This is a genomic window from Natrinema hispanicum (assembly GCF_900111485.1).
Lineage (GTDB): Archaea > Halobacteriota > Halobacteria > Halobacteriales > Natrialbaceae > Natrinema > Natrinema hispanicum_A.
The window spans coordinates 311,874-336,585 of the sequence record NZ_FOIC01000001.1 but is presented as its reverse complement, the minus strand read 5'-3'; the positions used below and the strand labels follow the sequence as shown (position 1 = coordinate 336,585).

The following is a 24,712-nucleotide window of genomic DNA, read 5'->3' as shown; positions in this document are numbered from 1 at the left end:
GTTACCACAAACACCGTCTAATCGTTTGGGTCCACATCCGGTCGCGGCGACCGCCGTCAGCGGGGCCAGTTCGCCGACCGCCTTTATGAGGTTGCACAGCGTCTTCCATAGGGAGCCGCCAATGGTTTCGATTCTCGTCTGTTACGGTACCGGAGAGGGACAGACAGCGACGGTCGCCGACCGAATCGTCGCCGTCCTTACCGAGCGTGGCCACGATGCGACCGCGGTACGCGCCGACGATCTGCCATCCGGATTCGATCTCGAGGCGTTCGACGCCGTCCTCGTGGGCGCGTCAGTCCACATGGGGACCCACCAGCAGTCGGTTCGGACGTTCGTGACCGAGCATCGCGAACAACTGGCTGCCCGGCCGACGGGGTTTTTCCAACTCTCTATGTCCTCTGCAGTCGCCGACGGGTCGCGACAGTCAGAGGCGGCAGGGTACGTCGAGACGTTTCTCGCGGACACCGACTGGCACCCCGACCGCATCGTCCGCTTCGGTGGCGCGCTCCGGTACTCAAAGTACGGCTTTCTCAAGCGGCTCGTGATGAAACGGATCGCGAAGACGGCGACCGGCGACACGGACACGTCTCGAGACTACGAATATACCGACTGGGACGAAGTCGAAACGTTTGCCGCGGACTTCGCTTCGTTCGTCGAGGGTCGGCTCGGTGTGGGGCCACCGGAATCGACGGACGCAAACTGATGTCTGAGACGGGACGTGGCTAAGCCGGCGAATGCTATCGTTTCGTTAGCTGGTTCGGATCCGAACCACTAAGACCGACCGCCCGCTACGGATGGACAGGTCTTATCGATGTCATCCCCAGAGACGACGCCACACGAGCAAACCGCCGACGCCTGTCCCGTCATCGCCTCTCTCGAGCAGATCGGCTCTAAGTGGCGACTTGCCGTCTTGCACGAACTGCTGGACGGCGAACAGCGGTTTAACGAACTGAAGCGATCGACCGGCGCGAACGCGCGGACCCTCTCGCGTGTCCTCGACGACCTCGGCGAGATGGACTTCGTCGAACGCCGACTCGAGGAAGACGCCCCGATCGCCACCTACTACAGTCTCACTGCGAAGGGCGAATCACTCGAGCCCGTCTTCGGCGAGATCGAGTGTTGGGCCGGTTCCTGGCTCGACGAGGACGACCTCGAAGAATAACGTCCCACCAGCCACCGCCGACGTGTCGTGAGTGTCAGTGGTCACGATGGTCGACGATGTCGACGTCGAATTTGGTCCGCCAGCGGTACCGGCGGCCACTCCAGACGAACGTTCGCCGTGTCAGTACATACGCGAACAGTGGCGTCTGTACCAGCAAGACGGGATACGCGAGCAGGAACGTCCAGCGACGAACGCCGAAGAATGCATAGGTCCCACCGGCAAGCAGCGTCGAGAGAACCAGCGCGGGAATCGGGAAGAGAACACATCCGAGCGTAAGCAGGACGGTCACGAGCCCCATCTCGGTGGGGTTCTGAGGCCCGTGGTGGCGTACGATCCGAACGAATCGTACGTGCCGTTCCAGCGTCTCGCGGACGCGACCGCCGACCGCGACGCGACGAGCCTGCCGTAGCGCAGTTACGTCGAGATACTCGGCCAACAGCCCGTCATCGCTGATCGTTCGGCGGAGTTTCGCCACGAATCGCGCCTCGTCGATCTCGAGATCGTCGCGCTCGAAGAGTACGGCACCACCCCATGCGTTGTCGGTCCAGTAGACGCCGAGCGTCCCAGCGAGGGCGTACATCGGCTCGAGGAGGCGAGCGAGCGGGTCGCGACCGACGAAAAACGGGATCTCCGAGACGGGACCCTCGCGTTCGTACGCGGCGTGCAGGCGAGCGAGCCAGTCTGACGGCCGGCGGAAGTCGTCGTCCGTCCAGACGAGTCGGTCATGGCGTGCAGCGTCCATGCCTGCGGCGATGGCGTTGGCTTTCCCGGAGCAGGTCTCGGGTTCGCCGGCGACGACCAGTCGGGTTCGATCGGGAAGCCTATCGGCTCGATCGGCGATCGGATCGTCGCGGGTATCACAGATCACGAGGAGTTCGTCACCGGGCTCGAGTTGGGCTGCGACCGTTTCGAGGGCGGACGTCCACCGGAGAGTCGGCAGCAAGACGCTCGTCGGCGGCGCGGCCATACGACTCCTCTCGTGACGCGGCGGCTAAATACTTCGGTAAGCTGACTGGTTTCTCGTCAGTCGTCAGTCTCGAGTTCGACGAGTTCGAGCGACCGGTCGAGATGGCAGACCTCGTGTGGTGGCTCGCCGATGATCTTTCGAATGCGGTATTCCTCGTCGAAGGAGACGCCGTCAGGCTCGCAGTACTCGTGGCTCGGGCACGCAACGTACGGGCAGGGGCCGGGAAGACTCGTCTTGCTGCCGGCGAACGCGCCCTTCGATGTGATGTTCGCACGCGTGGGTGCGGGTTCGACCTCGACGGCACGGACCCCGTCGTCGTGCATCGCACATTCGAGCGTCTGTGCGTTCTCTCTGATCTCGGTGACGCGGTATTTTCTGCCCGGCTCGAGATTGAGACATTGACTGCGGTAGGGACAGCCGGCGCAGGCGTCGGCTTCGCCCTCGTAGACGAACTCGGTTCCCGGTTCGGCCAGCCGGGAGCCGATGAGCGTAACGGTCGACATAGGAATCGGTAGTCGCCACTGGCGGTTAAGGGTCACGTCCTGACGGGCCAGTCGTTGACCCGGCACGCAACACGCGGACGCGACTCGTGTGCAGCTCAGTCGTCACCATCGCCGCCGGTCAACTCGTCGAGGCGCTCGAAATACGTCTCTCGTGGCACCTGATACAGCTCGCGGTAGTCGATCTCGCCGGCGTCGAACTGCCGAGCGAGTTCGGTGGTCCGTTCGACGGCTGCCTCACGGCTCGGGACGCGGATGGTCTCGTCGAGCGAGACGTCCGGCTCGAGATAGAGCGTGACGAACCAGTCTTCGGAATCGGCGGTGTCGGCGGGGTTGACGCCTGGACGCCGGGTTCGCTTGCCGTGTGTGAGATACAGCGTCGGCAGACACGGCGCGGGGAAGTCCGCGGCGTTGAAGACGTCGGGCCGATACGCGAGGACGAGCCGGCCATCGGCCCCCTCACTCCAGACCTCCCAGCCGTCCGGCACGCTCGAGCGATCGATTCCACCGTTTCCGTCCGAATCCGACATGCCGGTCGGTAGGCGTGCCGGCCGTATATACTGCCGGACACCGGTCCGTACCCACCCGATCGTAGGCGACCCATCTGATGTGCAAGGCGGCCATCATCCGTCACCGTCACTGGTGGGGACCGACCGCTGGCTCGTCATGATGAAGCCGAATCGAGCGGCTCGCAGACCAGTGGACTGGCGCGCGCGAGCCAACACGGCCATTGCAGGCCCACAACTTATGTGATAGATCGCCGAATGTGGGGTGTGATACCTACCATCAGCATAGGCTTCTGGCAGTATTTTCCTGGAATTAAGTCCTGACAAATACCTTTTGGGGCTAAGGCTAAGTAGCTGGATTACTCACTCATTAAATACTATCGGTATCCGTTCGCCGGACCGATCCACTCCGCGCCCGTCCCCGGCGCACCGTTGCTTGATTCCCCGTGAGGGTGTCACGCGACGGAAAGTGGTGATAGGTGACACATGACACACCAGATAGCCGCCCACGACAGGGCCACGCTCCCCGGGACCCCGCTCGAGGAGCCAGCAGCAATTCCATCGACACGAGGCGAGCCGACCCCGTCACGCCGGGTACCGCGACGGAGTTCGACAGTTCAGCCACGAGACGGCTCGGTAGGTCGACCGACGTCCGCTTTCACGTCCCGTGCGATCACGGACGACCGCAACCGGGGGAACCCGCATCCAATGATACTATGACCGGTGACATCGAGACACTCGAGCAGCTCAGTACGGATTACAAGGAATCGATGCCCGCAGACCTGCGGGAAACCAAGTCCTTCGACTGGTACTTAGAAGCCGTCTACGAGGACCCGAAGATCGCCCGCAACGCCCACCAGCGCGTCGCGGACATGTTCGACTACTACGGCACCACCTACGACGAGACCGAAGGGATGGTCGAGTACCAGCTCGCAAGCGAGGATCCGTTGGGCGATGGCGAGAACACCTTCTACGGGAAGGTGATCCATCAGTCGATCCACGAGTTCGTCAACAAGGTCAAATCGGGTGCCCGCCGGTTGGGTCCCGAACGCCGGATCAAGCTCCTGCTCGGGCCGGTCGGCTCCGGGAAGTCCCACTTCGACAAGCAGGTCCGTCGGTACTTCGAGGACTACACGCTCCGCGATGAGGGCCGGATGTACACCTTCCGGTGGACCAACCTCTGTGACGTCATCCAGGACCAGGACCCGGCCGACGACGTCGTCCGCTCGCCGATGAACCAGGACCCGCTCGTCTTGCTCCCGCTCGAGCAGCGCCAGCGGGTCATCGACGACCTCAACGAGAACCTCGATGCACCCTACACCATCCAGAACGAGCAGGCGCTCGATCCTGAAAGCGAGTTCTACATGGACAGGCTGCTCGCGTACTACGACGACGATCTCCAGCAGGTCTTAGAGAATCACGTCGAGATCATCCGCTTCGTCGCCGACGAGAACAAACGCCAGGGACTCGAGACGTTCGAGCCCAAGGACAAGAAAAACCAGGACGAGACCGAACTCACTGGCGACGTCAACTACTCGAAGATCGCCATCTACGGCGAATCGGACCCGCGCGCGTTCGACTACTCGGGGGCGTTCTGTAACGCAAACCGCGGGATCTTCTCCGGTGAGGAACTGCTCAAACTCCAGCGGGAGTTCCTCTACGACTTCCTGCATGCGACCCAGGAACAGACGATCAAGCCCAAGAACAATCCGCGGATCGACATCGACCAGGTGATCGTCGGCCGCACCAACATGCCCGAGTACAAGGATAAGAAGGGCGACGAGAAGATGGAGGCCTTCAACGACCGCACCAAGCGGATCGACTTCCCCTACGTCCTCTCCTACGAAGACGAGGCCAGCATCTACAACAAGATGCTGAACAACGCCGATGTCCCCGACATCAACGTCGAGCCACACACCTTGGAGATGGCGGGCTTGTTCGGCGTCCTCACGCGCATCGAAGAGCCCGACACCGAGACCGTCGATCTGCTCTCGAAGGCCAAAGCCTACAACGGCGAGATCGACGAGGGCGACGACATCGACGTCAAGAAGCTCCGCGAAGAGGCCGAAGGGAAAGCCGAGATCGGCGAGGGGATGGTCGGCGTCTCACCCCGGTTTATCGGCGACGAGATCGCCGAGGCGATCATGGACTCGAAACACCGCCAGCGTGGCTTCCTCTCGCCGCTGACGGTGTTCAACTTCTTCGAGGAGAACTTAGAGCACCACGGCTCCATTCCGGAGGATAACTTCGAGCAGTACTACCGCTACCTCGAGACGGTTCGCGAGGAGTACCGCGAGCGTGCCATCGAAGACGTTCGCCATGCCCTCGCGTATGACATCGACGAGATCCAGCGCCAGGGCGAGAAGTACATGGACCACGTGATGGCCTACATCGACGACGACACCATCGAGGACGAACTCACCGGCCGCGAACAGGAACCCGACGAGACGTTCCTCCGGTCGGTCGAGGAGAAACTCGACATCCCCGAAGATCGCAAAGAGGACTTCCGCCAGGAAGTCTCGAACTGGGTCTCCCGACGCGCTCGCGAAGGCGAGGCGTTCAACCCACAGGACAACGAGCGCCTGCGTCGTGCCCTCGAGCGCAAACTCTGGGAGGACAAGAAACACAACATCAACTTCTCCGCGCTGGTCAGCGCCAACGAGTTCGACGACGACGAACGCTCGTCGTGGATCGACGCGCTGATCGAACAGGGCTACTCCGAGGAAGGAGCCAAGGAAGTACTCGAGTTCGCCGGCGCGGAGGTCGCCAAAGCCGAGATGGAAGACTAACATGCCACGAGGAACCGACTACGTCCGTGACGCCGACCGCACCCTAGAGGAGACATACGAGGAGCCGATGACCCTCGCGGCGTACGTCGACCGTATCTTCGAGAACCCGTCGATCGCCTCCCACGCCTCGAAGTATCTGCTCGAGGCGATCGAAGCCGCCGGCACCCGGACCGTGGTCGAGGAAGGCGAGGAAAAAGAGCGGTATCGCTTCTTCGACGATCCGCACAACGACGGCGAACACGCCATCCTCGGTAACACCGAGGTACTCAACGGGTTCGTCGACGATCTGCGGTCGGTTGCCGCCGGCCGGGCGAAAGACGAGAAGATCATCTGGTTCGAGGGGCCGACTGCGACCGGGAAGTCGGAGCTCAAGCGCTGTCTGGTTAACGGACTGCGCGAGTACTCGAAGACGCCCGACGGCCGCCGATACACCGTCGAGTGGAACGTCACGACCGCCGACGCCGGCGAGCGGGGGCTGAGCTACGGCGGGGACGCCACCGCAGCCGACGAGCAAAACTGGTACGAAAGCCCCGTGCAGGCCCATCCGCTGTCGGTATTCCCCGAAGACGTCCGCGCGGACCTGCTCGCACAACTCAACGACGAACTCGACGATCACGTCCCGGTCCAGGTCGACGCACAGCTCGACCCGTTCTCCCGAGAGGCCTACGATTACCTCGAGGAACGGTACCGCCGAGAAGGCGAGGACGAGCTGTTCTCGGCGATTACCGACGAGGACCACCTCCGCGTGAAAAACTACGTCGTCGACGTCGGTCAGGGAGTCGGCGTGCTCCACAGCGAGGACGACGGCCGTCCAAAAGAACGGCTCGTCGGCTCGTGGATGCACGGGATGCTCCAGGAACTCGACTCGCGCGGGCGCAAGAACCCGCAGGCGTTTAGCTACGACGGCGTCCTCTCGCAGGGCAACGGCGTCCTCACCATCGTCGAGGACGCGGCCCAGCACGCCGACTTGCTCCAGAAGCTGCTGAACGTCCCCGACGAACAGTCGGTGAAACTCGATAAGGGAATTGGAATGGACGTCGACAGCCAGCTGCTGATCATCTCGAATCCCGATCTCGAGGCCCAGCTCAACCAGCACGCCGACCGCAACGGGATGGACCCGCTGAAGGCCCTGAAACGGCGGCTGGACAAACACCGGTTTGGCTATCTGACGAACCTCTCGCTCGAGACGGAGCTGATCCGGCGCGAGCTCACGGGCGAAACGGCAGTCTGGGAGGCAGACAGCTACGACGAACTCGCCGATCGGATCCGCGAGCCGGTGCGAGTAACGGTCAAAGACCGTGACGGCGAGACGCGCGTCCAGGAGTTCGCACCGCACGCGATCGAGGCGGCCGCGCTGTACGCAGTCGTCACGCGCTTAGACGAGGAAAACCTCCCGAACGGGCTCGATCTCGTCGACAAGGCGCTGATCTACGATCAGGGCTACCTCCAGGAGGGCGACAGCCGCCGCGAGAAAGAGGAGTTTGACTTCGACGACAACGGGACGGACGGCGACCACGGGGTTCCCGTGACGTACACGCGGGACACGCTCGCGGAGTTGCTGCAAACCGACCGCGATCGCCACCACGCCGATCTGCCGGTCGAGGATATCGTCATGCCCCGCGATGTGCTAAACGCCATGGTCGAGGGGCTGGCCGACGCACCGGTGTTCTCGGCGGGCGAGCGCTCGGAGTTCGAAAACCGCGTCGTCCCCGTGAAAAACTACGTCTACGACCAGCAGGAGAGCGACGTCATCGAGGCCATCATGCACGACAAACGCGTCGACGAGGAGACCGTCGCCGAGTACGTCGAACACGTCTACGCCTGGGAGACCGACGAGCCGCTGTACAACGACCGCGGCGAGCGCGTCGAGCCCGATCCGCTGAAGATGAAGCTGTTCGAGGTCGAACACCTGGGGCGGTTCTCCGAGGCCGAATACGAGGGGAACCTCCCCCGCGAGAGCGTCCGGAACTTCCGGCGCGAGAAGGTCATCACGTCGCTGAACCGCCACGCCTGGGAACACCGCGACGCGGACTTCGCGGTCGAAGACGTCGACCTGACGGCGATCCCAGTGATCAAGACCGTCCTCGAGAGCCACGACTGGGACGACGTCGAGCGCACCTTCGAGGACTTCGACCCGCGCCAGTGGGATGACCCACCAAGCGGGACCGAGACGGCGGCGGTCAAAGACGACACGATCGAGACATTGGTCTCCCTCTTTGGCTACTCGGAGGCGTCGGCCGAACTGACAAGCAGACACGTTATGGGACAGGTGAGCTACCGATGGGACTGAGAGACGACCTCGAGCGATTCCGTGAAGTCGGCGAACAGCGCCGCGAGGATCTGGCCGACTTCATCCAGTACGGCGAACTCGGCAGGAGCGGTCCGGGCGAGATCAACATTCCGGTGAAGATCGTCTCGCTGCCGGAGTTCGAGTACGACCAGCGCGACAAAGGCGGCGTCGGACAGGGGGAAGACGGCACGCCGGATACCGGCCAGCCGGTCGGCCAGCCACAGCCCCAGCCTGGCGACGACGACGGCGAGGACGGCGAACCCGGCGAAGAAGGCGGCGAGCACGAATACTACGAGATGGACCCCGAGGAGTTCGCCGAAGAACTCGACGAAGAACTCGGGCTCGATCTCGATCCGAAGGGCAAGACGGTCGTCGAGGAGAAGGAGGGGCCGTTTACGGACCTCACCCGGACCGGGCCGAACAGCACGCTCGACTTCGAGCGGATGTTCAAAGAGGGGCTCAAGCGCAAGCTCGCGATGGATTTCGACGAGGAGTTCCTGCGCGAACTCTGTAAGGTCGAGGACATCTCCCCGCGCGAGGTCTTCGAGTGGGCCCGCGGCGAGAACCTCCCGGTGTCGATGGCCTGGATCGAAGAGGCCTACGCGGACATTCCCGACGAGGAACGCGGAAAATGGGCCTCGATCGAAGCGGTCGAAGACCACGTCGAGCGCGAGGACGTCCAACAGAAGATACGCCGCGAGGGGATCGACCACGTCCCCTTCCGCCGCGAAGACGAACGCTACCGCCACCCCGAGATCATCGAAGAGAAAGAGAAGAACGTCGTTGTGGTCAACATTCGCGACGTCTCGGGCTCGATGCGCGAGAAGAAACGCGAGCTCGTCGAGCGGACGTTCACGCCACTGGACTGGTATCTCCAGGGCAAGTACGACAACGCCGAGTTCGTCTACATCGCCCACGACGCCGACGCCTGGGCAGTCGAGCGCGACGAGTTCTTTGGCATCCGCAGCGGCGGCGGGACCAAAATCTCGAGCGCCTACGAACTCGCGAACGAACTGCTCGAGGAGTACCCCTGGAGCGACTGGAACCGGTATGTCTTCGCTGCGGGTGACTCCGAGAACTCTTCAAACGACACCAGCGAGCGCGTGATCCCGCTGATGGAGGAGATTCCGGCGAACCTCCACGCCTACGTGGAAACCCAGCCAAGCGGCAACGCGATCAACGCCACCCACGCCGAGGAACTCGAGCGCCACTTCGGCACCGACGCCGACGACGTCGCAGTGGCCTACGTCAACAGCAAAGACGACGTCACCGACGCGATCTACGAGATCCTCTCGACGGAGGGTGAGACAAATGAGTAACGAAGCAAACGCTGTTCGCTTCGAACTCAGGAAAAGCGGTGGTTTTCATGAGTAAACGTAATTCTAACGCGGATCGCTTCCGCAAACAGGCGATCGCAGCCGATCTCGAGGAACCGGTCACGGAGGCTCGAAATCTCGCACAGAAACTCGGCCTCGAGCCGTATCCAGTCAAGTACTGGATCATCGACTACGACGAGATGAACGAACTCATCGCCTACGGTGGGTTCCAGAGTCGCTACCCACACTGGCGGTGGGGGATGCAGTACGACAAACAGCAAAAGCAGGGCCAGTACGGCGGCGGGAAGGCCTTCGAGATCGTCAACAACGACAACCCCGCCCACGCGTTCTTACAGGAGTCGAACACGGTGGCTGACCAGAAGGCCGTCATCACCCACGTCGAGGCCCACTCCGATTTCTTCGCGAACAACGAGTGGTTCGGCATGTTCACCCGCGGGCAATCCGACGAGGGCCAGGTCAACGCCGCCGCCATGCTCGAACGCCACGCGCGGGCGATCGACGAATACATGTCTGATCCCGAAATCGACCGCGCCGACGTCGAAAAATGGATCGACCACTGTCTCAGCCTCGAGGACAACATCGATCAACACCAGATCTTTACCCGCCGCCTCGACGTCGACGGGCCGGCCGGCGCGGAGCTCGACGAGGACCTGGCGGAGAAGTTAGACGAACTCGAGCTCTCCGACGAGATCAAAGGCGAGGTGTTCAACGAGGAGTGGATCGAGAAACTCGAGGACGAGGACATCACCGCCAACTTCCCCGAACAGCCCCAGAAGGACGTGCTGGCCTTCGTCCGCGAACACGGCAAGCAGTACGACGAGGAGACCGGCCGGGGAGTCGAGATGACGGAGTGGCAACGCGACATCCTCGATATGATGCGCGCGGAGGCCTACTACTTCGCCGCCCAGAAGATGACGAAGGTGATGAACGAGGGGTGGGCTGCCTACTGGGAGTCGACGATGATGACCGACGAGACCTTCGCCGGCGACGACGAGTTCTTGAATTACGCCGACCACATGGCGAAAGTCCTGGCGTCGGGCGGGCTCAACCCCTACAGCCTCGGGATGGAGCTCTGGGAGTACGTCGAGAACACCACGAATCGGCGGGAAGTCCTCGAACGGCTGCTTCGCGTCGAGGGCATCTCGTGGCGCAACCTCACCGACGTCGTCGACTTCGACGAGGTGCTCGAGACGCTCGAGCCGCCGACGGCGCTCGCGACGATCACCCCCGACACGCTCGACGATCTCACAGCCGTTCGAAACGAGTGGGTCGACCATGAGTCGCTCGAGCGGGCCCGCGCGGGCGAGATCGACGTCGAGGCATATCCCTGGAAGGTACTGACCTACGAGGGACTGGCCCGACGACATTACTCGCTGGTCAAACGGCAGAACCGTGGCTTCCTCGCGCGTGTCAATCAGAACGAACTCGAGCGGATCGGCCGCTACCTGTTCGACGACGCCCGGTACTCGTCGGTCGACGAGGCGCTCGCAGATGTCGACTTCACCGCCGGCTGGGATCGGTTGTTCGACGTCCGGGAGAGTCACAACGACGTGACGTTCCTGGATGAGTTCCTGACCCAGGAGTTCATCACCGAGAACAACTACTTCACCTACGAGCACTCGCAGGCGACCGGCCAGTTCCACGTCACGAGCGATGCGGCCGAAGACGTCAAAAAGAAGCTGCTGTTGCAGTTTACCAACTTCGGGAAGCCGACCATCGCGGTCTACGACGGTAACTACAACAACGCCAACGAACTCCTGCTTGGTCACCAGTACAACGGCGTCATGCTCAATCTCGGACAGGCCAAAGAGACCCTCAAGCGGATCTTCGAGCTGTGGGGGCGGCCGGTGAACCTGCTGACGATCGTCAAGGAGGTCGACGACCACGATATCGAGGTGGCAAAACGGCGCAACCGCGAGCCAGAACCCAAAGAGCAAGGCAAGCTCATCCGTTACGACGGCCAGACGGTGACGACCGAAGACGTGCCCTGGGACGAAGTCGAACATCTCGCAGCCGACGACATCGATTACGACACCAAGCCCGACGAGTGGCTCGCCTAGAGCAGCCGACTGCCGGTCGTCCGTGTCGACGTGTCTCGAGGCGTCGGTCAGCCAGAATGTTTTTACCGGTTATCCTCCATGCAGAGGACACAATGAACCGGGAAGGGGGAGAGACCGTCGAGCCTGGTGGTCGGGGGGCTGCCAGAGCCGATCTCCCGTCGGTTCTCGCACAACTCGACGGTCACGTCTCGGCCGACCAGCGCGCTGCCGTGCGCCGGATTCGAACCGCAATCGAGGACCACGAACGGGCCGCGGCGTACGTCCCGACGGTGCCGAAACTCCGGGCACTCCTTGAGCAGTCGGAACACGACTTTCACGACGAGATCGCTGCCTGTCTCGCCGCACTGGCAGCCGAAGCACCCACCGACGTCGCGCCCTCGAGTGGGACGCTCGTGACCGTCGCCCGCGAGCGTGCCGACCAGTCGATCGCGTGCGATCTCCTCCACGCCCTCGCAGCTGTCGCAGCCGAGCGACCGGACGTCATAGCCGAGCACGCCGACGCAATCGCCGACGTCCTCGAGCGTCGCCGTGGCTACGATCGCTGTGGGCTCGAGGCGATCGCACACGCCTCGGAATACGCGCCGACGGCAGTCGAACCGGTGGGCTCGGTCCTCGTCGACGCACTCGCAGTGAATCCGACCGAGAACGGTGGGCCGGCGCTTCGCGCGCTCGGTCGGTTGGCCCGTTCCGAGGCGACGCTGCCGTCGCTCGAGTTCGTCACCGACGCGGCCGCGCTCGTGGCCCACGACGACCGATCGCTGCGACACAGCGCGATCGGCTGTCTCGACGATGTCGCCCACCGTGATCCTGCCGCGGTCGCGTCGGTCGCCGCCGAGTTCGAGGCGGCGCTTTCGTTTCCCGATCCCGACACCCGGGCACTGGCGGCGGCTACGATCGGCCATGTCGCTGCCGACGTCAACACAGCCATCGAACCGATACGATGGGAGATATTCGAGTTACTCGCGGACGACCATCCACACGTCCGCGCACGCGCCTGCGTCGCGCTCGGTCACGGGCGCGTCGACGCGGCCGCGCCACGACTGCGAGATCTCGCGCGCACGGATCCGGTCCCGACCGTCCGCGATCGGGCGGCGTGGGCTGTAGGTCAGCTGTCGTAATTTTGCCATCCCTGGATCGAATACAACCGGAACGTAATCGACCGTCGCGGTCGAAGCCTCGCATATGACGTTTTCCGTCGACACCGACGCACGGCTGACGACCGTCGACGTGACCGATCAGGTCGCCGCCGCTGTCCCCGACGACCTCGAGTCAGGGCTCTGTACGGCCTTTGTCAGGCACACGACGGCCGGGCTCGTCATCCAAGAGAACGAGCCGCGGCTTCGGGGCGACATCGAGACGTTCCTCGGAGACCTCGTCCCCGACGAGGGACACGCCCACGACGAACTCGATGGCAACGCGGACTCGCATCTCCGGGCGGCGCTAGTCGGGCCGGACGTGACGATTCCGGTCGAGAACGGGCAGTTGGCACTGGGGACGTGGCAGTCGGTATTGCTGCTCGAGTGTGATGGGCCGCGCACGCGGACGGTCTCCGTAACGACCGTCAGCGACTGACGAACTGCGATACGTGAGCCCCGCCTTTGATGCAGTCGAATGATGTATGTGGTCGCATGTCATTGACAACTTCGTTCGATGTCGACTTCAGCGACACCGTCGCGATAATCACCGGCGCGAGCGGCGCGCTCGGTAGCGCCGCCGTCGATCGGTTTCTCGAGGCGGGCGCGACGGTCTGTGCCGTCGACGTGATCGGGCCTGACGACGAGGATAGTTTGCTCGAGCGTGATCCGGCCACCGAATCCGACCTCGCGTTCTACGACGCGGACCTGACCGACGAAGACGACGTGGCGGGTCTCGTTGACTCCATCGTCGACGATCACGGGCGGATCGATCACCTCCTGAACATCGCCGGCACCTGGCGCGGCGGCGACCACATCGAGGACACCGATCTCTCGGAGTTCGACCTCCTGCTGAATATCAACCTGAAGACGGCCTTTCTCGCCGCGAAACATGCCTTACCACACCTCCAGGAGACGGAAGGCTCAATTGTCAGTATCAGCGCGCGGTCTTCGCTCGAGGGCGGCGAAGGTGACGGTCCCTACCGAATCACGAAGGCCGGGATTCGGCTGTTGACGGAGACACTCGCCGAAGAGAACCGTGGCACGGTGCGCGCCAACTGTGTGATGCCGAGCGTGATCGACACGCCGATGAACCGCGAGATGATGCCCGACGCGGATCACGAGTCGTGGGTCGAGCCGCTCGAGATCGCCGACGTGATGGCCTTCCTCTGTAGCGACGGGGCAGCAGTGACGAGCGGGGCCGCAGTGCCGGTGTACGGCGAGGCTTGAGACGAATCGCTGTTCTGAGTCCCTGGTGTGCACGCAGTACGGTCGCGAGTGCGCCGGCACTGACTGACAGCGGTCTATATGAGGCTCACCCGTAACGCGTTCAAAAAAGCGGTCGGCGATCGATCGAAGCGAGGTTCGATAGCCGGTTAGAGGTTCGTGTTCAGCCAGTCAGCGAAGTCGCCGGTCAGGAACCCGAAGTAGTCCCACGCGTTCAGCGCGACCAGAACGATCAGCGCGAGAACGACCGGGATCCGGACGAACCAAAGCCACGTCGAGCCCAGCGAGCCGACGTTTCTGATCCCTTTGCTGATCTCCTCGAGCGCGAGGTCTGGAACGATCCAGCCGACGAAGATCGACAACAGGAGACCGCCGAGCATGAGCAGGATGCTGTTGGCGAAGCCGTCGTAGAGGTCAATGAAGACGAGGTCGAGCGCGGCCGGCGTTCCGACGAGGAACATGGCCACGCCCAGTGCAGCCGTCGCGGGAACGCGACCGATGCCACGTTCGTCGATCAGGTAGGAGACGACGACCTCCATAATACTGATCGCACTCGAGAGTGCAGCGATAGCGACGGTGCCGAAGAAGATCGCGCCGAGGAGGCCTCCGAGCGGGAGTTCGGCGAACGCCGCAGCGAGACTCACGAAAATGAGCGCCGGACCGGACGCGCCGGGCTCGATCCCCGCCGCGAACAGAATGGGGAACGCGATCAGCCCGGCGGTAAAGGCAATAAAGGTGTCGAGGACGGCGATGATACCGGCGTCTTCGGCGAGATTCCGGTCCTCACCGAGGTAGGAGGCGTACGTGATCATCACACCCATCCCGAGTGACAGCGTAAAGAACGCTTGTGCGGCTGCTGCCGGGAGAATCGTCGTCCAGTTCGACGCGATGGTGCTGAAGTTCGGCGAAAGGTAGTACGCGTATGCCTCGGTCGCTCCGTCGAGGGTAAACGCGTACGCGGCGAGACCGACCGAGATGATGATAATCGCGGGCACCATCAACTTGACAGAGAGTTCGATCCCACGCTCGATACCGAGTGCCACGATCGCGATAACTGCGGCCATGAAGATCGCGTGCAGGACGACAGCGTCCATACCGCTTGCGGCCCCGAGGAACTGATCGAGTGCCCCATCAGCCGTGTAGTTCCCTTGCAATCCGAGGAGAACGTATCTGAGCGTCCAGCCGGCGACGACGCTGTAGTACGAGAGGATAACGAACCCAGCCGTGACGAAGACCCAGCCGATCTTTGTCCACGCGCCGCTGCCGATCCGTTTCAGTGCTCCAACGGGATTTCGTTCGGTGTTCCGGCCGACGACGAACTCGACGAGGATCACTGGGAAGCCGATCCCGACGATCAACAGGAGGTAGATGAAGAGGAATCCTGCCCCTCCCTGTTCGCCCACCTGATACGGGAATCGCCAGATGTTACCTAATCCGACTGCGCTGCCGACCGCAGCCAGGATGAACCCTGTTCGCGTTGCCCATGATTCGCGTTGTGCCATACCCGCAGTTATCTATGATACGCCCATATAGCTTTCCGTGGCCGGTCGGATATGTATCGACTCTCGGTCAATAATCGTGAAGGAGTTACGGAATCCTTTTGCAGTTGGTCCTCACACAACGCGGTATGAATCGCGCAGGGGTGTTCCCAGCATGACGATGGAGGATCGCATCGACGAACTCGAGGAACTCCGCGAAGAGGCCCGCAAGGGTGGTGGCGAAGAGCGAATCGAAAAGCAACACGACAAGGGGAAGATGACCGCCCGCGAGCGGATCGACTACTTCCTCGACGATGGCACGTTCACGGAGTTCGACCAGCTCCGGACCCACCAGACGAGCCAGTTCGGCATGGAAGAGAAGAAAGTGCCGGGCGACGGCGTCGTCACGGGCTACGGTGAGGTCAACGGACGGACCGTGTTCGTCTTCGCCCACGACTTCACCGTCTTCGGTGGCTCGCTTGGTGAGGTCTTCGCCGAGAAGATCTGCAAGGTCATGGACATGGCGATGGAAGTCGGCGCGCCCGTCATCGGACTCAACGACTCCGCTGGCGCGCGCATTCAGGAGGGTGTCAAGAGCCTCGCCGGCTTCACCGAAATCTTCCGGCGCAACCAGGAAGCGAGCGGTGTCATCCCCCAGATTTCGGGGATCATGGGGCCGTGTGCTGGTGGGGCGGTCTACTCACCGTCGATCACCGACTTCATCTTCATGGTGAAGGACACGAGTCACATGTACATCACCGGGCCCGGCGTCACCAAGACCGTCACCGGTGAGGACGTCACCCACGAGGAACTCGGTGGCGCGATGACCCACGCCGACAAGACCGGCGTCGCGCAGTTCGCCTGCGAGAGCGAGGAACAGGCGCTCGACGACATCAAGCGGCTGCTCTCGTATCTCCCGCAGAACAACGTCGAGGACCCACCACGCGTCGAGCCGTGGGACGATCCCGACCGCCGCGACGAGAAGCTCAACGACATCGTCCCGCCGAGCCCACAGAAGCCCTACGACATGAACGACGTCATCGACTCGGTCGTCGACGAGGGCTCGTTCTTCGAGGTCGCGGACAACTTCGCCCAAAACATCGTCGTCGGCTTCGGCCGTCTCGACGGCCGCTCCGTCGGGATTGTCGCAAACCAGCCGCGTGTCAACGCCGGCACGCTCACCGTCGACGCGTCGATGAAGGGGTCGCGGTTCGTCCGCTTCTGTGACTCCTTTAACATCCCAATCGTCACGTTCGTCGACGTGCCCGGCTACATGCCCGGCACCGACCAAGAACACCGTGGGATCATCCGCCACGGCGCGAAACTGCTGTACGCCTTCTCCGAGGCGACGGTGCCGCTGCTGACCGTCATCACGCGGAAAGCCTACGGTGGTGCCTACTGTGTCATGGCCTCGAAGAACCTCGGCGCGGACGTCAACTACGCCTGGCCGACCGCCGAGATCGCCGTCATGGGCCCACAGGGCGCGGTCAACATCCTCTACCGCAACGAACTCGAGGAGGCCGACAACCCCGACGAACTCCGCGACGAACTCATCGAGGAGTACCGCGAGGAGTTCGCCAACCCGTACACCGCAACGGACAAGGGCTTCCTCGACGACGTCATCGTTCCAACCGAGACTCGTCCGCGACTGATCGACGACCTGAAAATGCTCGAGTCCAAGCGCGAGGACAAGCCCGACAAGAAACACGGCAACATCCCGCTGTAGTATGACCACACAGCAACAGACCACCGCTGACGGCGCACCTGCGTCAGCGGACGAGACGGCCACAGCCGATGGCGACGGGGCCGGCCTCGAGGCAGCCCTGCCCGGCGATGTCTCCCTCGAGTTGCCCGACGACGCCGACGACGAGGAGGCCGCGGCGATCGCGGCTGCCATCGGTGCCCACCTCCACGATCACGCGCTCGCGGTCGCCGCAGCGGCGGCCGGCGGCGAGGAGACGTGGGACGACAAGCGCTGGGCCTTCGCCGGTCGAGTGCGCGCACAGCAACACCGGACCGTTCGCGTCCCGCGTGACGCGCCGACGAACGCGTGGGCGGCAGCGGGACGGACCGAACGGTTCTGAACGCACTGGTAGCCTTTTTTCGAGACGGACGCAGCTCGGGACCTGTTTCGACGGCGTGTTTCAGTTACACATCTGTGAGTCACCCAGAGCGTGGAGTAGATCAGTTCGGTAGTGAGCGCGAGTGCTCTTGCATCTGCCTCGACCCCAGAGGAGGGACAACGGCTGCTCGAGTTCTGCCGCCAGAAAAACAGTCTTCTCACCACACGTAGGGAATCAGCCGGTAGGGCGTGCGGTTCAGAAACTGCCGATATGGCTCGCCGAGTTCTTCGGAAAGCGCGCGTTCCTCGATGCGAATACGGTAGACGTACGCTATGACGAGCGCGCCGACAATCGTGACGAGACTTACCCAGTTGCCAAGGACGAGGCCAATGCCAGTGTGTTCGAGGAGGCCCCCAGTGTAGGATGGATGTCGGACCCACCGATAAGGGCCTGTCTCGACGACCTGTTGGTCTTCGTGTATTGTGATCGTGGACGTGAAGTAGTCATTCAACGTCCATACTGCATACTGTCGGATGACACCGCCAACGAGCAGGACGACGATTCCTGCAGCGAACACGAGACGAGGCTGCCACAGGATTGCCAGTGAGGGAACCAGATAGACGGCGGCAACGCCTGCAAGGATACCGCCGCCACTGGCAACGCCGATAACCCGTTTCGATCCCTCATCTCGTGTCACGGCGGCCCCGGTATCGTCACGGCGACGACGGACCTCCCGTAGAATGTCCGGTCCCATCGCCACAGCCACCGCCACGTAGAAGACGAGAACATATACTGGGTCGTTGAGCAGTGGTTCCATATGATGGTGGATTCGATCTGAGAACTGTTTAATTTTACCTATTGTCTACATCGATTAGATACTCCGTCCCTGGCATCGTCTCGCGTTTGTTCCTCCGTCCGTACAATCGCCAATACGCTCTGATCGTACTCTCATACCGCATTTCAATAGAAATGGAGACACACCACTCGAGAGAAAAACAGCCGTCTACTCCGATTCCGGGGTCGACTCCGAGTCGGCAGTCGTCGACGGGTCGGAAATGTCGATTTCCGTTCCCACATCGCCGCCCTCTTTGATTGCCCGTGCCTGCTCTTCCATCGCCTCGACATCCATCTCCGCCTGCTCGTCGATTTCGCCAATGATGTCGGCGATGTCGTCAAGCCCGATCAGTTCGCGGGTCTCCTCATCGAACTCGAGGCTCTCGAGTTCTTCCCCATCCGCTTCCACGTCGCTGCCCGAGAGGTGCTTGCCGTAGCGGCCGACCAGCGAGGACAGTTCCTGGGGCAGGACGAACGTCGTCGACTCGCCCTGGCCGATGTCGGCGAGCGTCTCCATGCCCTTGTCAATGACGGCGCGTTCGCCCATCGATTCGGCCGAGCGCGCGCGCAAGACAGTCGAGATCGCATCTCCCTGTGCCTCGAGGATCTGACTTTGCTTTTCACCCTGGGCGCGGATGATGTTCGACTGTTTCTGGCCTTCGGCCTTTTCGATGGCGCTGCGGCGTTCCCCTTGGGCCTCGAGGATCATCGCCCGGCGGCGGCGCTCGGCGGAGGTCTGTTCTTCCATCGCGCCTTTGACGCCCTGAGAGGGGGTGACCTCGCGGACCTCGACTGATTCCACACGGATTCCCCATTCGTCGGTCGGTTCGTCGAGTTCGGTGCGGATCCGCTCGTTGATGAGCTCACGCCGGCTGAGCGTATCGTCGAGTTCCATGTCGCCGATCACCGCGCGCAGCGTCGTCTGGGCGAGGTTCGAGACTGCTCGTTGGTAGTCGTCGACCTCGAGAAACGCGCGCTTGGCGTTCATCACTCGGATGTAGACGACAGCATCGGCCGTCACGGGGGAGTTGTCCCGCGTGATCGCCTCCTGGCTCGGCACGTCGATCGTCTGGGTCCGCATGTCGAACGTGTAAAGCCGCGAGACGAACGGCGGGACGATGTTCAGGCCCGGTTCCAGGAGCTCGCGGTACTCGCCGAAGACGGTCAGCGCGGCTCTGTCGTACGCATCCACGATCTCGACCATCTGCCAGACCGTGATCACGACGAGTAAGAGCCCGATCGACCCGACGAGCAGGATCGGATCCTCGAGCACCGATTGTGTCTGGAGTGGACTGGCTACCAGCTCGTCCATCATCCAACTCAGGGGCTCAGTTCGGATAACGCTTGTCCATAACTACCATGGAACACACCACGTCCAGCCCGCGATAATGGTTCGGTAAGTAACAAATGCACCCTGTCGCGACGAATCAGTTGCGAAAAAGTAACGTAGGCCCCTCACGACGGTTTCGACAGGAATGTTCAGGAAGGTTCTCGTGGCCAACCGCGGGGAGATCGCCGTCCGCGTCATGCGGGCGTGTGAAGAGTTGAATATCGGGACTGTCGCCATCTACTCCGAGGCCGACAAGGACTCGGGGCACGTCCGCTACGCGGACGAGGCGTACAACGTCGGTCCGGCACGAGCGGCTGACTCGTATCTCGATCACGAGGCCGTGATCGAGGCTGCACGCAAGGCCGACGCCGACGCCATTCATCCCGGCTACGGCTTCCTCGCCGAGAACGCCGAGTTCGCCCGGAAAGTCGAGGAGACTGACGGCATCACCTGGATCGGCCCGTCGGGTGACTCGATGGAGGCGCTGGGCGAGAAGACGAAAGCCCGAACGATCATGAACGAGGCCGACGTGCCGATCGTCCCCGGGACGACCGACCCCGTGACCGACCCCGAGCAGGTCAAGGAGTTCGGTGAGGAACACGGCTACCCGATCGCCATCAAGGCCGAAGGTGGCGGCGGTGGCCGCGGGATGAAGGTCGTCTGGGAGGAAAGCGAAGTCGAAGACCAACTCGAGAGCGCCCAGCGTGAGGGTGAGGCCTACTTCGACAACGACTCGGTCTACCTCGAGCGCTACCTCGAGAATCCGCGTCACATTGAAGTCCAGATCGTCGCCGACCAGCACGGCAACGTGCGCCACCTCGGCGAACGTGACTGTTCGCTCCAGCGCCGCCACCAGAAGGTCATCGAGGAAGGCCCCTCGGCGGCACTCTCGGATGAACTCCGCGAGAAGATCGGCGAAGCGGCCCGTCGCGGTGTCTCGGCCGCCGACTACACCAACGCCGGCACCGTCGAGTTCCTCGTCGAAGAGGACGCAGGCCGCGATGGCCCGCTCGGTCCCGACACCAACTTCTACTTCCTCGAGGTCAACACGCGGATTCAGGTCGAGCACACGGTCACCGAGGAGATCACCGGCATCGACATCGTCAAGCGCCAGATCCAGATCGCCGCCGGCGAGGAACTCGACTTCGCACAGGAGGACGTCGAGATCGACGGCCACGCGATGGAATTCCGGATCAACGCCGAGAACGCAGCCAACGACTTCGCGCCCGCGACCGGTGGCACGCTCGAAACCTACGACCCGCCAGGCGGGATCGGCGTCCGGATGGACGACGCGCTCCGACAGGGCGACGAGCTCGTCACCGACTACGACTCGATGATCGCGAAGCTGGTCGTCTGGGGCGAGGACCGCGACGAGTGTCTCGAGCGCTCGCTGCGCGCGCTCCGTGAGTACGACATCGAGGGCATCCCGACGATCATCCCGTTCCACCGGTTGATGCTGACCGACGAGGAGTTCGTCGCGAGTACCCACACCACGAAATATCTCGACGAGGAACTCGACGAGACGCGCATCGAGGAAGCCCAAGAGCAGTGGGGCGGCGACACCGGCGACGGTGCCAGCGAAGACGACGAGGAAGCCGTCGAACGCGAGTTCACCGTCGAAGTCAACGGCAAGCGCTTCGAGGTCGAACTCGAGGAACACGGCGCACCCGCAATCCCGGCCGGCGACATCGACGCCGGCAGTGCACAGGCCAGCCGTCCGGAGCCGGCAGGTGGCTCCAGCAGCGACGAGGCCGACATCGCAGGCGACGGCGAGACCGTCGACGCCGAGATGCAGGGCACGATCCTCGACGTCGAAGTCGAGGAAGGCGACGAGGTCGCCGCCGGCGACGTGCTGGTCGTCCTCGAGGCCATGAAGATGGAAAACGACATCGTCGCCTCGCAGGGCGGTGAGGTCACGCAGATCGCCGTCGAAGAAGGCGAGAGCGTCGATATGGGCGACACGCTGGTCGTCCTCGAGTAACGCACGAGCGACTGCGATTGCGACTCGTTTTTTGCGATCCGTCGCGCTCGGCGTGAGCCACATCGCCGTCTCGTCGACTGTGCCGGTCATACGGACTACTGTCAGTCTGTTCCGGTGGGCCCGCGACCCGCACTGCGGGACCACCGAAACATCGTGACAGCAGACCGTATCAGTCACCGCTCGAGACGCCGCGAGCCCCGCCGTCCGCGTCGTCCCAGGGGAGGGGGCCGTCGTAGCCCTCCGGGACGAACGGACAGAGCGGATCGCTCGCGAGTGGATCGCCGGTGTGGGCAAACGCCCGCGAACGGCTCCCGCCGCAGACGTGGCGGTACGGACAGGCCCCGCATTTGCCCGAGAGCCGGTCACGGTCGCGCAGCGACTGGAACAACGCCGAATTTCGGTAGCTATCGGTGACCGGCTGGTCGCGGACGTTCCCCGCGGATTCAGGGAGGAACCCCGAGGGGAACACCTCACCCGTATGACTGACGAACGCGAAGCCGTCGCCTGCGACGATACCGGTCCGGCGCTTGACGCCTGAGTCGGGCGCGGCTCCCGTCTCGCCGTCATCGGCTGTTTCTCCCTGTCGTTGCATCACGACCCGCCGATACTGCGGGGCTTCGGTCGTTTTGACCCCGAAAGGCTCCGTCTCGCTGACCTCGGCCAGCCATGCCATCACCCTGTCGGCCCGCTCCGGTGTGATCGGCTCGAGGATCCGGCCGCGGCCGACGGGGACGAGGAAGAAGACGCTCCACATGACGGCCCCGAGCTCGGTCAACAGCTCCCGAATCGCGGGGAGTTCGTCGACGGTTTGCTGGCAGACCGTCGTATTGATCTGGACCGGCAGACCGGCCGCGCGGGCGTCCTCGACGGCCTGGACCGTCTCGGCGAAGCTGCCCTCCTCCCCGCGGAAGGCGTCGTGAGTCTCAGCTGAGGCACCATCGAGGCTGACGGCCATACGCTTGAGGCCGGCGTCGACCATCGCCTCGATGCGGTCTGCGGTCAGCGAACCGGTCCCACTGGGCGTAATCGTCATCCGGAGTCCGAGATCGTCACCGTAGGCGATCAGTTCCTCGACGTCGTCGCGGACGAGCGGGTCGCCGCCCGAGAGGACGACCAGTTGGCCGTCGCCGAATTCGGCCGCGTCCTCGAGCAGCGCCTTCCCCTCCGCCGTCGAGAGTTCGTCGGGATGACGTTGGGGGTTGGCGTCGGCTCGACAGTGATTACAGGCGAGGCCACAGGCCTGGGTGAGTTCCCAGATGAGGACGAACGGTCGCTCGGCTGTCTCGAGTGTGCCAGGACGCATATCGGGGGCTGGGTGTCAGACAGCCGAAAATACGACCCGTCGTTCCCGATGGCTGAGAAAACGGGAAGATGTTCGACCGGGGAGAGATGTGTTCCCACACACTGGGAGGTCACGGAACGGCCTTCGGTATCGTCTCGTAGGTGTCAATATGGTCGAGAAAGCACGCCGGTCTCTCGTCGAGAGCGACGAGCGAGGGAACCCGACCCCTCAGTGGGAGGTCTTCGTTCGCGCCGAGGCGGCCGACCCGATGCGCCACGTCGGCAGCGTCGCCGCCGCGAGCGCGACGGAAGCCCACGAACACGCGTCCCGCCTGTTCGGCTGGGATGCCGCCGACGTCTGGCTCTGCCCGGCCGAGGCAGTCGAACGGTACTCGACGCGCGGACTCGCAACCGACACCGAGGACGAGGAATCGCGCGTCAGCGAAGGGGCCGACGGAAAACCGGAGGTGCAAGACGCGTGATTTCGATCAGCAAACTACTCTGTGATCTCGACGCGGAGGGCGACGGACTCCGCTACGACGCGGCCGAGGGCTCTAAGAAACCACAGATCACCGAAAAGAAACAGCGGCGGCCGGTCGTCGTCTGGAACACGACCCGCCGGTGTAACCTCTATTGTTCGCACTGCTATGCGGGTGCAGACCTCGACCCCGCGTCCGGCGAGTTCACGACCGCCGAAGGAAAGGCGTTTCTCGACCAGCTCGCCGACTACGGCGCGCCGGTCGTGCTCTTCTCCGGCGGTGAACCGCTCGTGCGCGACGATCTGGTCGAACTCGTCTCCTATGCGGCCGATCAGGGACTCCGACCGGTGTTGTCTTCGAACGGCACCCTGATCACCCGCGAAAAGGCCGCGGCGCTGCGCGATGCCGGGCTCCAGTACGCCGGCATCTCGGTCGACGGCCTCCCCGAGCGAAACGATCGGTTCCGCGGCGAAGAGGGCGCGTTCGACGCCGCCGTCCGCGGCATCGAGAACTGTCTCGAGGTCGGCCTCAAGACCGGCCTGCGATATACGATCACCGAAGCCAACGCGCCCGACCTCGAGGGAGTCGTCGATTTACTCGCCGAGAAAGGGCTCGATCGGTTCTGTTTCTACCACCTCGACTACGGCGGTCGCGGGGCCGAGATCGTCGACGCTGATCTCTCCCCACAGGAGAAACGCGAGGCGGTTCGCCGTGTGGCGGACATGACCCTCGAGTATCACGACCGGGGCGAGGAGATCGAGACCCTGTTGGTTGGCAACTACGCCGACGCGGCCTTCCTCGTAGAGTACGCTCGCGAGGAGTTCGGCGAGGCGAAAGCACAGGCAGTCTACGACTACCTCGAGCGAAACGGTGGCGACCCCACCGGCGAGCGGATCGCCGACGTGGACTATCAGGGCAACGTCCACCTGACCCAGTTCTGGCAGGGCTATAGTCTCGGCAACGTCCGGGATCGGCCCTTCGGCGAGATTTGGGAAGACGAGTCGAACCCGCTGCTCGAGGCACTTCGCAACCGTGAGGAGCACCTGAAAGGAAAGTGTGCGGACTGCCAGTACCAGTCGATCTGTCGCGGGGCCTCGCGATTGCGCGCGTTGGCGGCGACCGGCGACCTCTTCGAGCCCGATCCGCAGTGTTACCTCACCGACGACGAGGTCTTCGGTACGGAGGCGGGATCGATGGTCGGCGGTGCCGCGGACTGAGACGGTCTGTTGTAACGCGTTACCGATGAGAAGGGAGGACGCCGGCGCTGGCTGACAGGAATCCGTATGCGCCTATCT

General features: G+C 63.1%; 21 protein-coding genes. 14 read left to right on the top strand and 7 right to left on the bottom strand.

The window, feature by feature from the left end; genetic code table 11:
- Positions 1-121: 121 nt before the first annotated feature.
- Both BSG09_RS01670 and BSG09_RS01665 read left to right on the top strand, forming a co-directional pair.
- Positions 122-703, top strand: coding sequence for a flavodoxin domain-containing protein (locus BSG09_RS01670; RefSeq protein WP_092929420.1), 582 nt, complete (start codon positions 122-124; stop codon positions 701-703).
- Between the two features lie 108 nt (positions 704-811).
- A complete protein-coding gene (locus tag BSG09_RS01665) occupies positions 812-1,162 on the top strand; it encodes a winged helix-turn-helix transcriptional regulator (protein WP_092929418.1) in 351 nt (116 codons plus the stop codon).
- A gap of 34 nt (positions 1,163-1,196) precedes the next feature.
- Here the strand turns inward: BSG09_RS01665 and BSG09_RS01660 are convergent, their stop codons facing one another.
- The 3 genes from BSG09_RS01660 to BSG09_RS01650 all read right to left on the bottom strand — a co-directional run bounded on the left by BSG09_RS01660 (position 1,197) and on the right by BSG09_RS01650 (position 3,159).
- Positions 1,197-2,129 carry a glycosyltransferase family 2 protein gene (locus BSG09_RS01660; RefSeq protein ID WP_092929416.1) on the bottom strand — a complete coding sequence of 311 codons (933 nt, stop codon included), beginning with the start codon at positions 2,127-2,129 and terminating at the stop codon, positions 1,197-1,199.
- Between the two features lie 56 nt (positions 2,130-2,185).
- The gene (locus BSG09_RS01655; protein ID WP_092929414.1) at positions 2,186-2,632 is read right to left on the bottom strand and encodes a UPF0179 family protein; all 447 of its coding nucleotides are present in this window, start codon (positions 2,630-2,632) and stop codon (positions 2,186-2,188) included.
- 95 nt (positions 2,633-2,727) lie between these two features.
- Entirely contained in the window at positions 2,728-3,159 is a 432-nt protein-coding gene (locus BSG09_RS01650) for a DUF5820 family protein (RefSeq protein ID WP_092929412.1), read from the bottom strand.
- 692 nt (positions 3,160-3,851) lie between these two features.
- Here BSG09_RS01650 and BSG09_RS01645 point away from each other — a divergent pair.
- The 7 genes from BSG09_RS01645 to BSG09_RS01615 all read left to right on the top strand — a co-directional run bounded on the left by BSG09_RS01645 (position 3,852) and on the right by BSG09_RS01615 (position 13,974).
- Complete coding sequence (locus tag BSG09_RS01645) at positions 3,852-5,924, top strand: PrkA family serine protein kinase (RefSeq protein ID WP_092929410.1); 2,073 nt, start codon at positions 3,852-3,854, stop codon at positions 5,922-5,924.
- A gap of 1 nt (position 5,925) precedes the next feature.
- Entirely contained in the window at positions 5,926-8,214 is a 2,289-nt protein-coding gene (locus BSG09_RS01640) for a PrkA family serine protein kinase (protein WP_092929408.1), read from the top strand.
- On the top strand, positions 8,205-9,533 hold the full coding sequence (locus BSG09_RS01635; protein WP_092929406.1) for a YeaH/YhbH family protein: 1,329 nt from the start codon (positions 8,205-8,207) through the stop codon (positions 9,531-9,533). Before BSG09_RS01640 ends, BSG09_RS01635 begins: the two co-directional genes overlap by 10 nt.
- A gap of 47 nt (positions 9,534-9,580) precedes the next feature.
- The gene (locus tag BSG09_RS01630) at positions 9,581-11,611 is read left to right on the top strand and encodes a SpoVR family protein (protein WP_092929404.1); all 2,031 of its coding nucleotides are present in this window, start codon (positions 9,581-9,583) and stop codon (positions 11,609-11,611) included.
- 92 nt (positions 11,612-11,703) lie between these two features.
- On the top strand, positions 11,704-12,729 hold the full coding sequence (locus BSG09_RS01625) for a HEAT repeat domain-containing protein (RefSeq protein ID WP_092929478.1): 1,026 nt from the start codon (positions 11,704-11,706) through the stop codon (positions 12,727-12,729).
- Between the two features lie 64 nt (positions 12,730-12,793).
- Entirely contained in the window at positions 12,794-13,183 is a 390-nt protein-coding gene (locus BSG09_RS01620; protein ID WP_092929402.1) for a secondary thiamine-phosphate synthase enzyme YjbQ, read from the top strand.
- A 56-nt stretch (positions 13,184-13,239) separates the two neighbouring features.
- Positions 13,240-13,974: an SDR family oxidoreductase gene (locus BSG09_RS01615; RefSeq protein WP_092929400.1), complete on the top strand. Its 735-nt coding sequence runs from the start codon at positions 13,240-13,242 to the stop codon at positions 13,972-13,974.
- A 146-nt stretch (positions 13,975-14,120) separates the two neighbouring features.
- On the opposite strand, the gene BSG09_RS01610 is transcribed toward BSG09_RS01615, so the two are convergent.
- Positions 14,121-15,473, bottom strand: coding sequence for a sodium-dependent transporter (locus BSG09_RS01610; protein WP_092929398.1), 1,353 nt, complete (start codon positions 15,471-15,473; stop codon positions 14,121-14,123).
- A gap of 157 nt (positions 15,474-15,630) precedes the next feature.
- Here BSG09_RS01610 and BSG09_RS01605 point away from each other — a divergent pair, with 157 nt between their 5' ends.
- Entirely contained in the window at positions 15,631-17,175 is a 1,545-nt protein-coding gene (locus tag BSG09_RS01605) for an acyl-CoA carboxylase subunit beta (RefSeq protein ID WP_092929472.1), read from the top strand.
- Position 17,176: 1 nt separating this feature from the next.
- The gene (locus BSG09_RS01600) at positions 17,177-17,533 is read left to right on the top strand and encodes a hypothetical protein (protein ID WP_092929396.1); all 357 of its coding nucleotides are present in this window, start codon (positions 17,177-17,179) and stop codon (positions 17,531-17,533) included.
- 196 nt (positions 17,534-17,729) lie between these two features.
- On the opposite strand, the gene BSG09_RS01595 is transcribed toward BSG09_RS01600, so the two are convergent.
- Positions 17,730-18,329: a methyltransferase family protein gene (locus BSG09_RS01595; protein ID WP_092929394.1), complete on the bottom strand. Its 600-nt coding sequence runs from the start codon at positions 18,327-18,329 to the stop codon at positions 17,730-17,732.
- 186 nt (positions 18,330-18,515) lie between these two features.
- Entirely contained in the window at positions 18,516-19,658 is a 1,143-nt protein-coding gene (locus BSG09_RS01590; RefSeq protein ID WP_092929392.1) for an SPFH domain-containing protein, read from the bottom strand.
- A 163-nt stretch (positions 19,659-19,821) separates the two neighbouring features.
- On the opposite strand from BSG09_RS01590, the gene BSG09_RS01585 reads away from it, so the two are divergent.
- The gene (locus BSG09_RS01585; protein ID WP_092929390.1) at positions 19,822-21,657 is read left to right on the top strand and encodes an acetyl-CoA carboxylase biotin carboxylase subunit; all 1,836 of its coding nucleotides are present in this window, start codon (positions 19,822-19,824) and stop codon (positions 21,655-21,657) included.
- Positions 21,658-21,826: 169 nt separating this feature from the next.
- Here the strand turns inward: BSG09_RS01585 and BSG09_RS01580 are convergent, their stop codons facing one another.
- Entirely contained in the window at positions 21,827-22,960 is a 1,134-nt protein-coding gene (locus BSG09_RS01580) for a TIGR04053 family radical SAM/SPASM domain-containing protein (protein ID WP_092929388.1), read from the bottom strand.
- 148 nt (positions 22,961-23,108) lie between these two features.
- Here BSG09_RS01580 and BSG09_RS01575 point away from each other — a divergent pair, with 148 nt between their 5' ends.
- Both BSG09_RS01575 and BSG09_RS01570 read left to right on the top strand, forming a co-directional pair.
- Entirely contained in the window at positions 23,109-23,420 is a 312-nt protein-coding gene (locus BSG09_RS01575) for an Htur_1727 family rSAM-partnered candidate RiPP (RefSeq protein WP_092929386.1), read from the top strand.
- Positions 23,417-24,634 carry a TIGR04347 family pseudo-SAM/SPASM protein gene (locus tag BSG09_RS01570; RefSeq protein WP_092929384.1) on the top strand — a complete coding sequence of 406 codons (1,218 nt, stop codon included), beginning with the start codon at positions 23,417-23,419 and terminating at the stop codon, positions 24,632-24,634. Before BSG09_RS01575 ends, BSG09_RS01570 begins: the two co-directional genes overlap by 4 nt.
- The last annotated feature ends 78 nt before the right edge of the window (positions 24,635-24,712 follow it).

What these genes read in the sequence shown, in the direction of transcription:
- BSG09_RS01670 (WP_092929420.1), top strand. Translation starts at nt 122, where the DNA reads ATGGTTTCGATTCTCGTCTGTTACGGTACCGGAGAGGGACAGACAGCG.
- BSG09_RS01665 (WP_092929418.1), top strand. Translation starts at nt 812, where the DNA reads ATGTCATCCCCAGAGACGACGCCACACGAGCAAACCGCCGACGCCTGT.
- BSG09_RS01660 (WP_092929416.1), bottom strand. Translation starts at nt 2,129, where the DNA reads ATGGCCGCGCCGCCGACGAGCGTCTTGCTGCCGACTCTCCGGTGGACG.
- BSG09_RS01655 (WP_092929414.1), bottom strand. Translation starts at nt 2,632, where the DNA reads ATGTCGACCGTTACGCTCATCGGCTCCCGGCTGGCCGAACCGGGAACC.
- BSG09_RS01650 (WP_092929412.1), bottom strand. Translation starts at nt 3,159, where the DNA reads ATGTCGGATTCGGACGGAAACGGTGGAATCGATCGCTCGAGCGTGCCG.
- BSG09_RS01645 (WP_092929410.1), top strand. Translation starts at nt 3,852, where the DNA reads ATGACCGGTGACATCGAGACACTCGAGCAGCTCAGTACGGATTACAAG.
- BSG09_RS01640 (WP_092929408.1), top strand. Translation starts at nt 5,926, where the DNA reads ATGCCACGAGGAACCGACTACGTCCGTGACGCCGACCGCACCCTAGAG.
- BSG09_RS01635 (WP_092929406.1), top strand. Translation starts at nt 8,205, where the DNA reads ATGGGACTGAGAGACGACCTCGAGCGATTCCGTGAAGTCGGCGAACAG.
- BSG09_RS01630 (WP_092929404.1), top strand. Translation starts at nt 9,581, where the DNA reads ATGAGTAAACGTAATTCTAACGCGGATCGCTTCCGCAAACAGGCGATC.
- BSG09_RS01625 (WP_092929478.1), top strand. Translation starts at nt 11,704, where the DNA reads ATGAACCGGGAAGGGGGAGAGACCGTCGAGCCTGGTGGTCGGGGGGCT.
- BSG09_RS01620 (WP_092929402.1), top strand. Translation starts at nt 12,794, where the DNA reads ATGACGTTTTCCGTCGACACCGACGCACGGCTGACGACCGTCGACGTG.
- BSG09_RS01615 (WP_092929400.1), top strand. Translation starts at nt 13,240, where the DNA reads ATGTCATTGACAACTTCGTTCGATGTCGACTTCAGCGACACCGTCGCG.
- BSG09_RS01610 (WP_092929398.1), bottom strand. Translation starts at nt 15,473, where the DNA reads ATGGCACAACGCGAATCATGGGCAACGCGAACAGGGTTCATCCTGGCT.
- BSG09_RS01605 (WP_092929472.1), top strand. Translation starts at nt 15,631, where the DNA reads ATGGAGGATCGCATCGACGAACTCGAGGAACTCCGCGAAGAGGCCCGC.
- BSG09_RS01600 (WP_092929396.1), top strand. Translation starts at nt 17,177, where the DNA reads ATGACCACACAGCAACAGACCACCGCTGACGGCGCACCTGCGTCAGCG.
- BSG09_RS01595 (WP_092929394.1), bottom strand. Translation starts at nt 18,329, where the DNA reads ATGGAACCACTGCTCAACGACCCAGTATATGTTCTCGTCTTCTACGTG.
- BSG09_RS01590 (WP_092929392.1), bottom strand. Translation starts at nt 19,658, where the DNA reads ATGGACGAGCTGGTAGCCAGTCCACTCCAGACACAATCGGTGCTCGAG.
- BSG09_RS01585 (WP_092929390.1), top strand. Translation starts at nt 19,822, where the DNA reads ATGTTCAGGAAGGTTCTCGTGGCCAACCGCGGGGAGATCGCCGTCCGC.
- BSG09_RS01580 (WP_092929388.1), bottom strand. Translation starts at nt 22,960, where the DNA reads ATGCGTCCTGGCACACTCGAGACAGCCGAGCGACCGTTCGTCCTCATC.
- BSG09_RS01575 (WP_092929386.1), top strand. Translation starts at nt 23,109, where the DNA reads ATGGTCGAGAAAGCACGCCGGTCTCTCGTCGAGAGCGACGAGCGAGGG.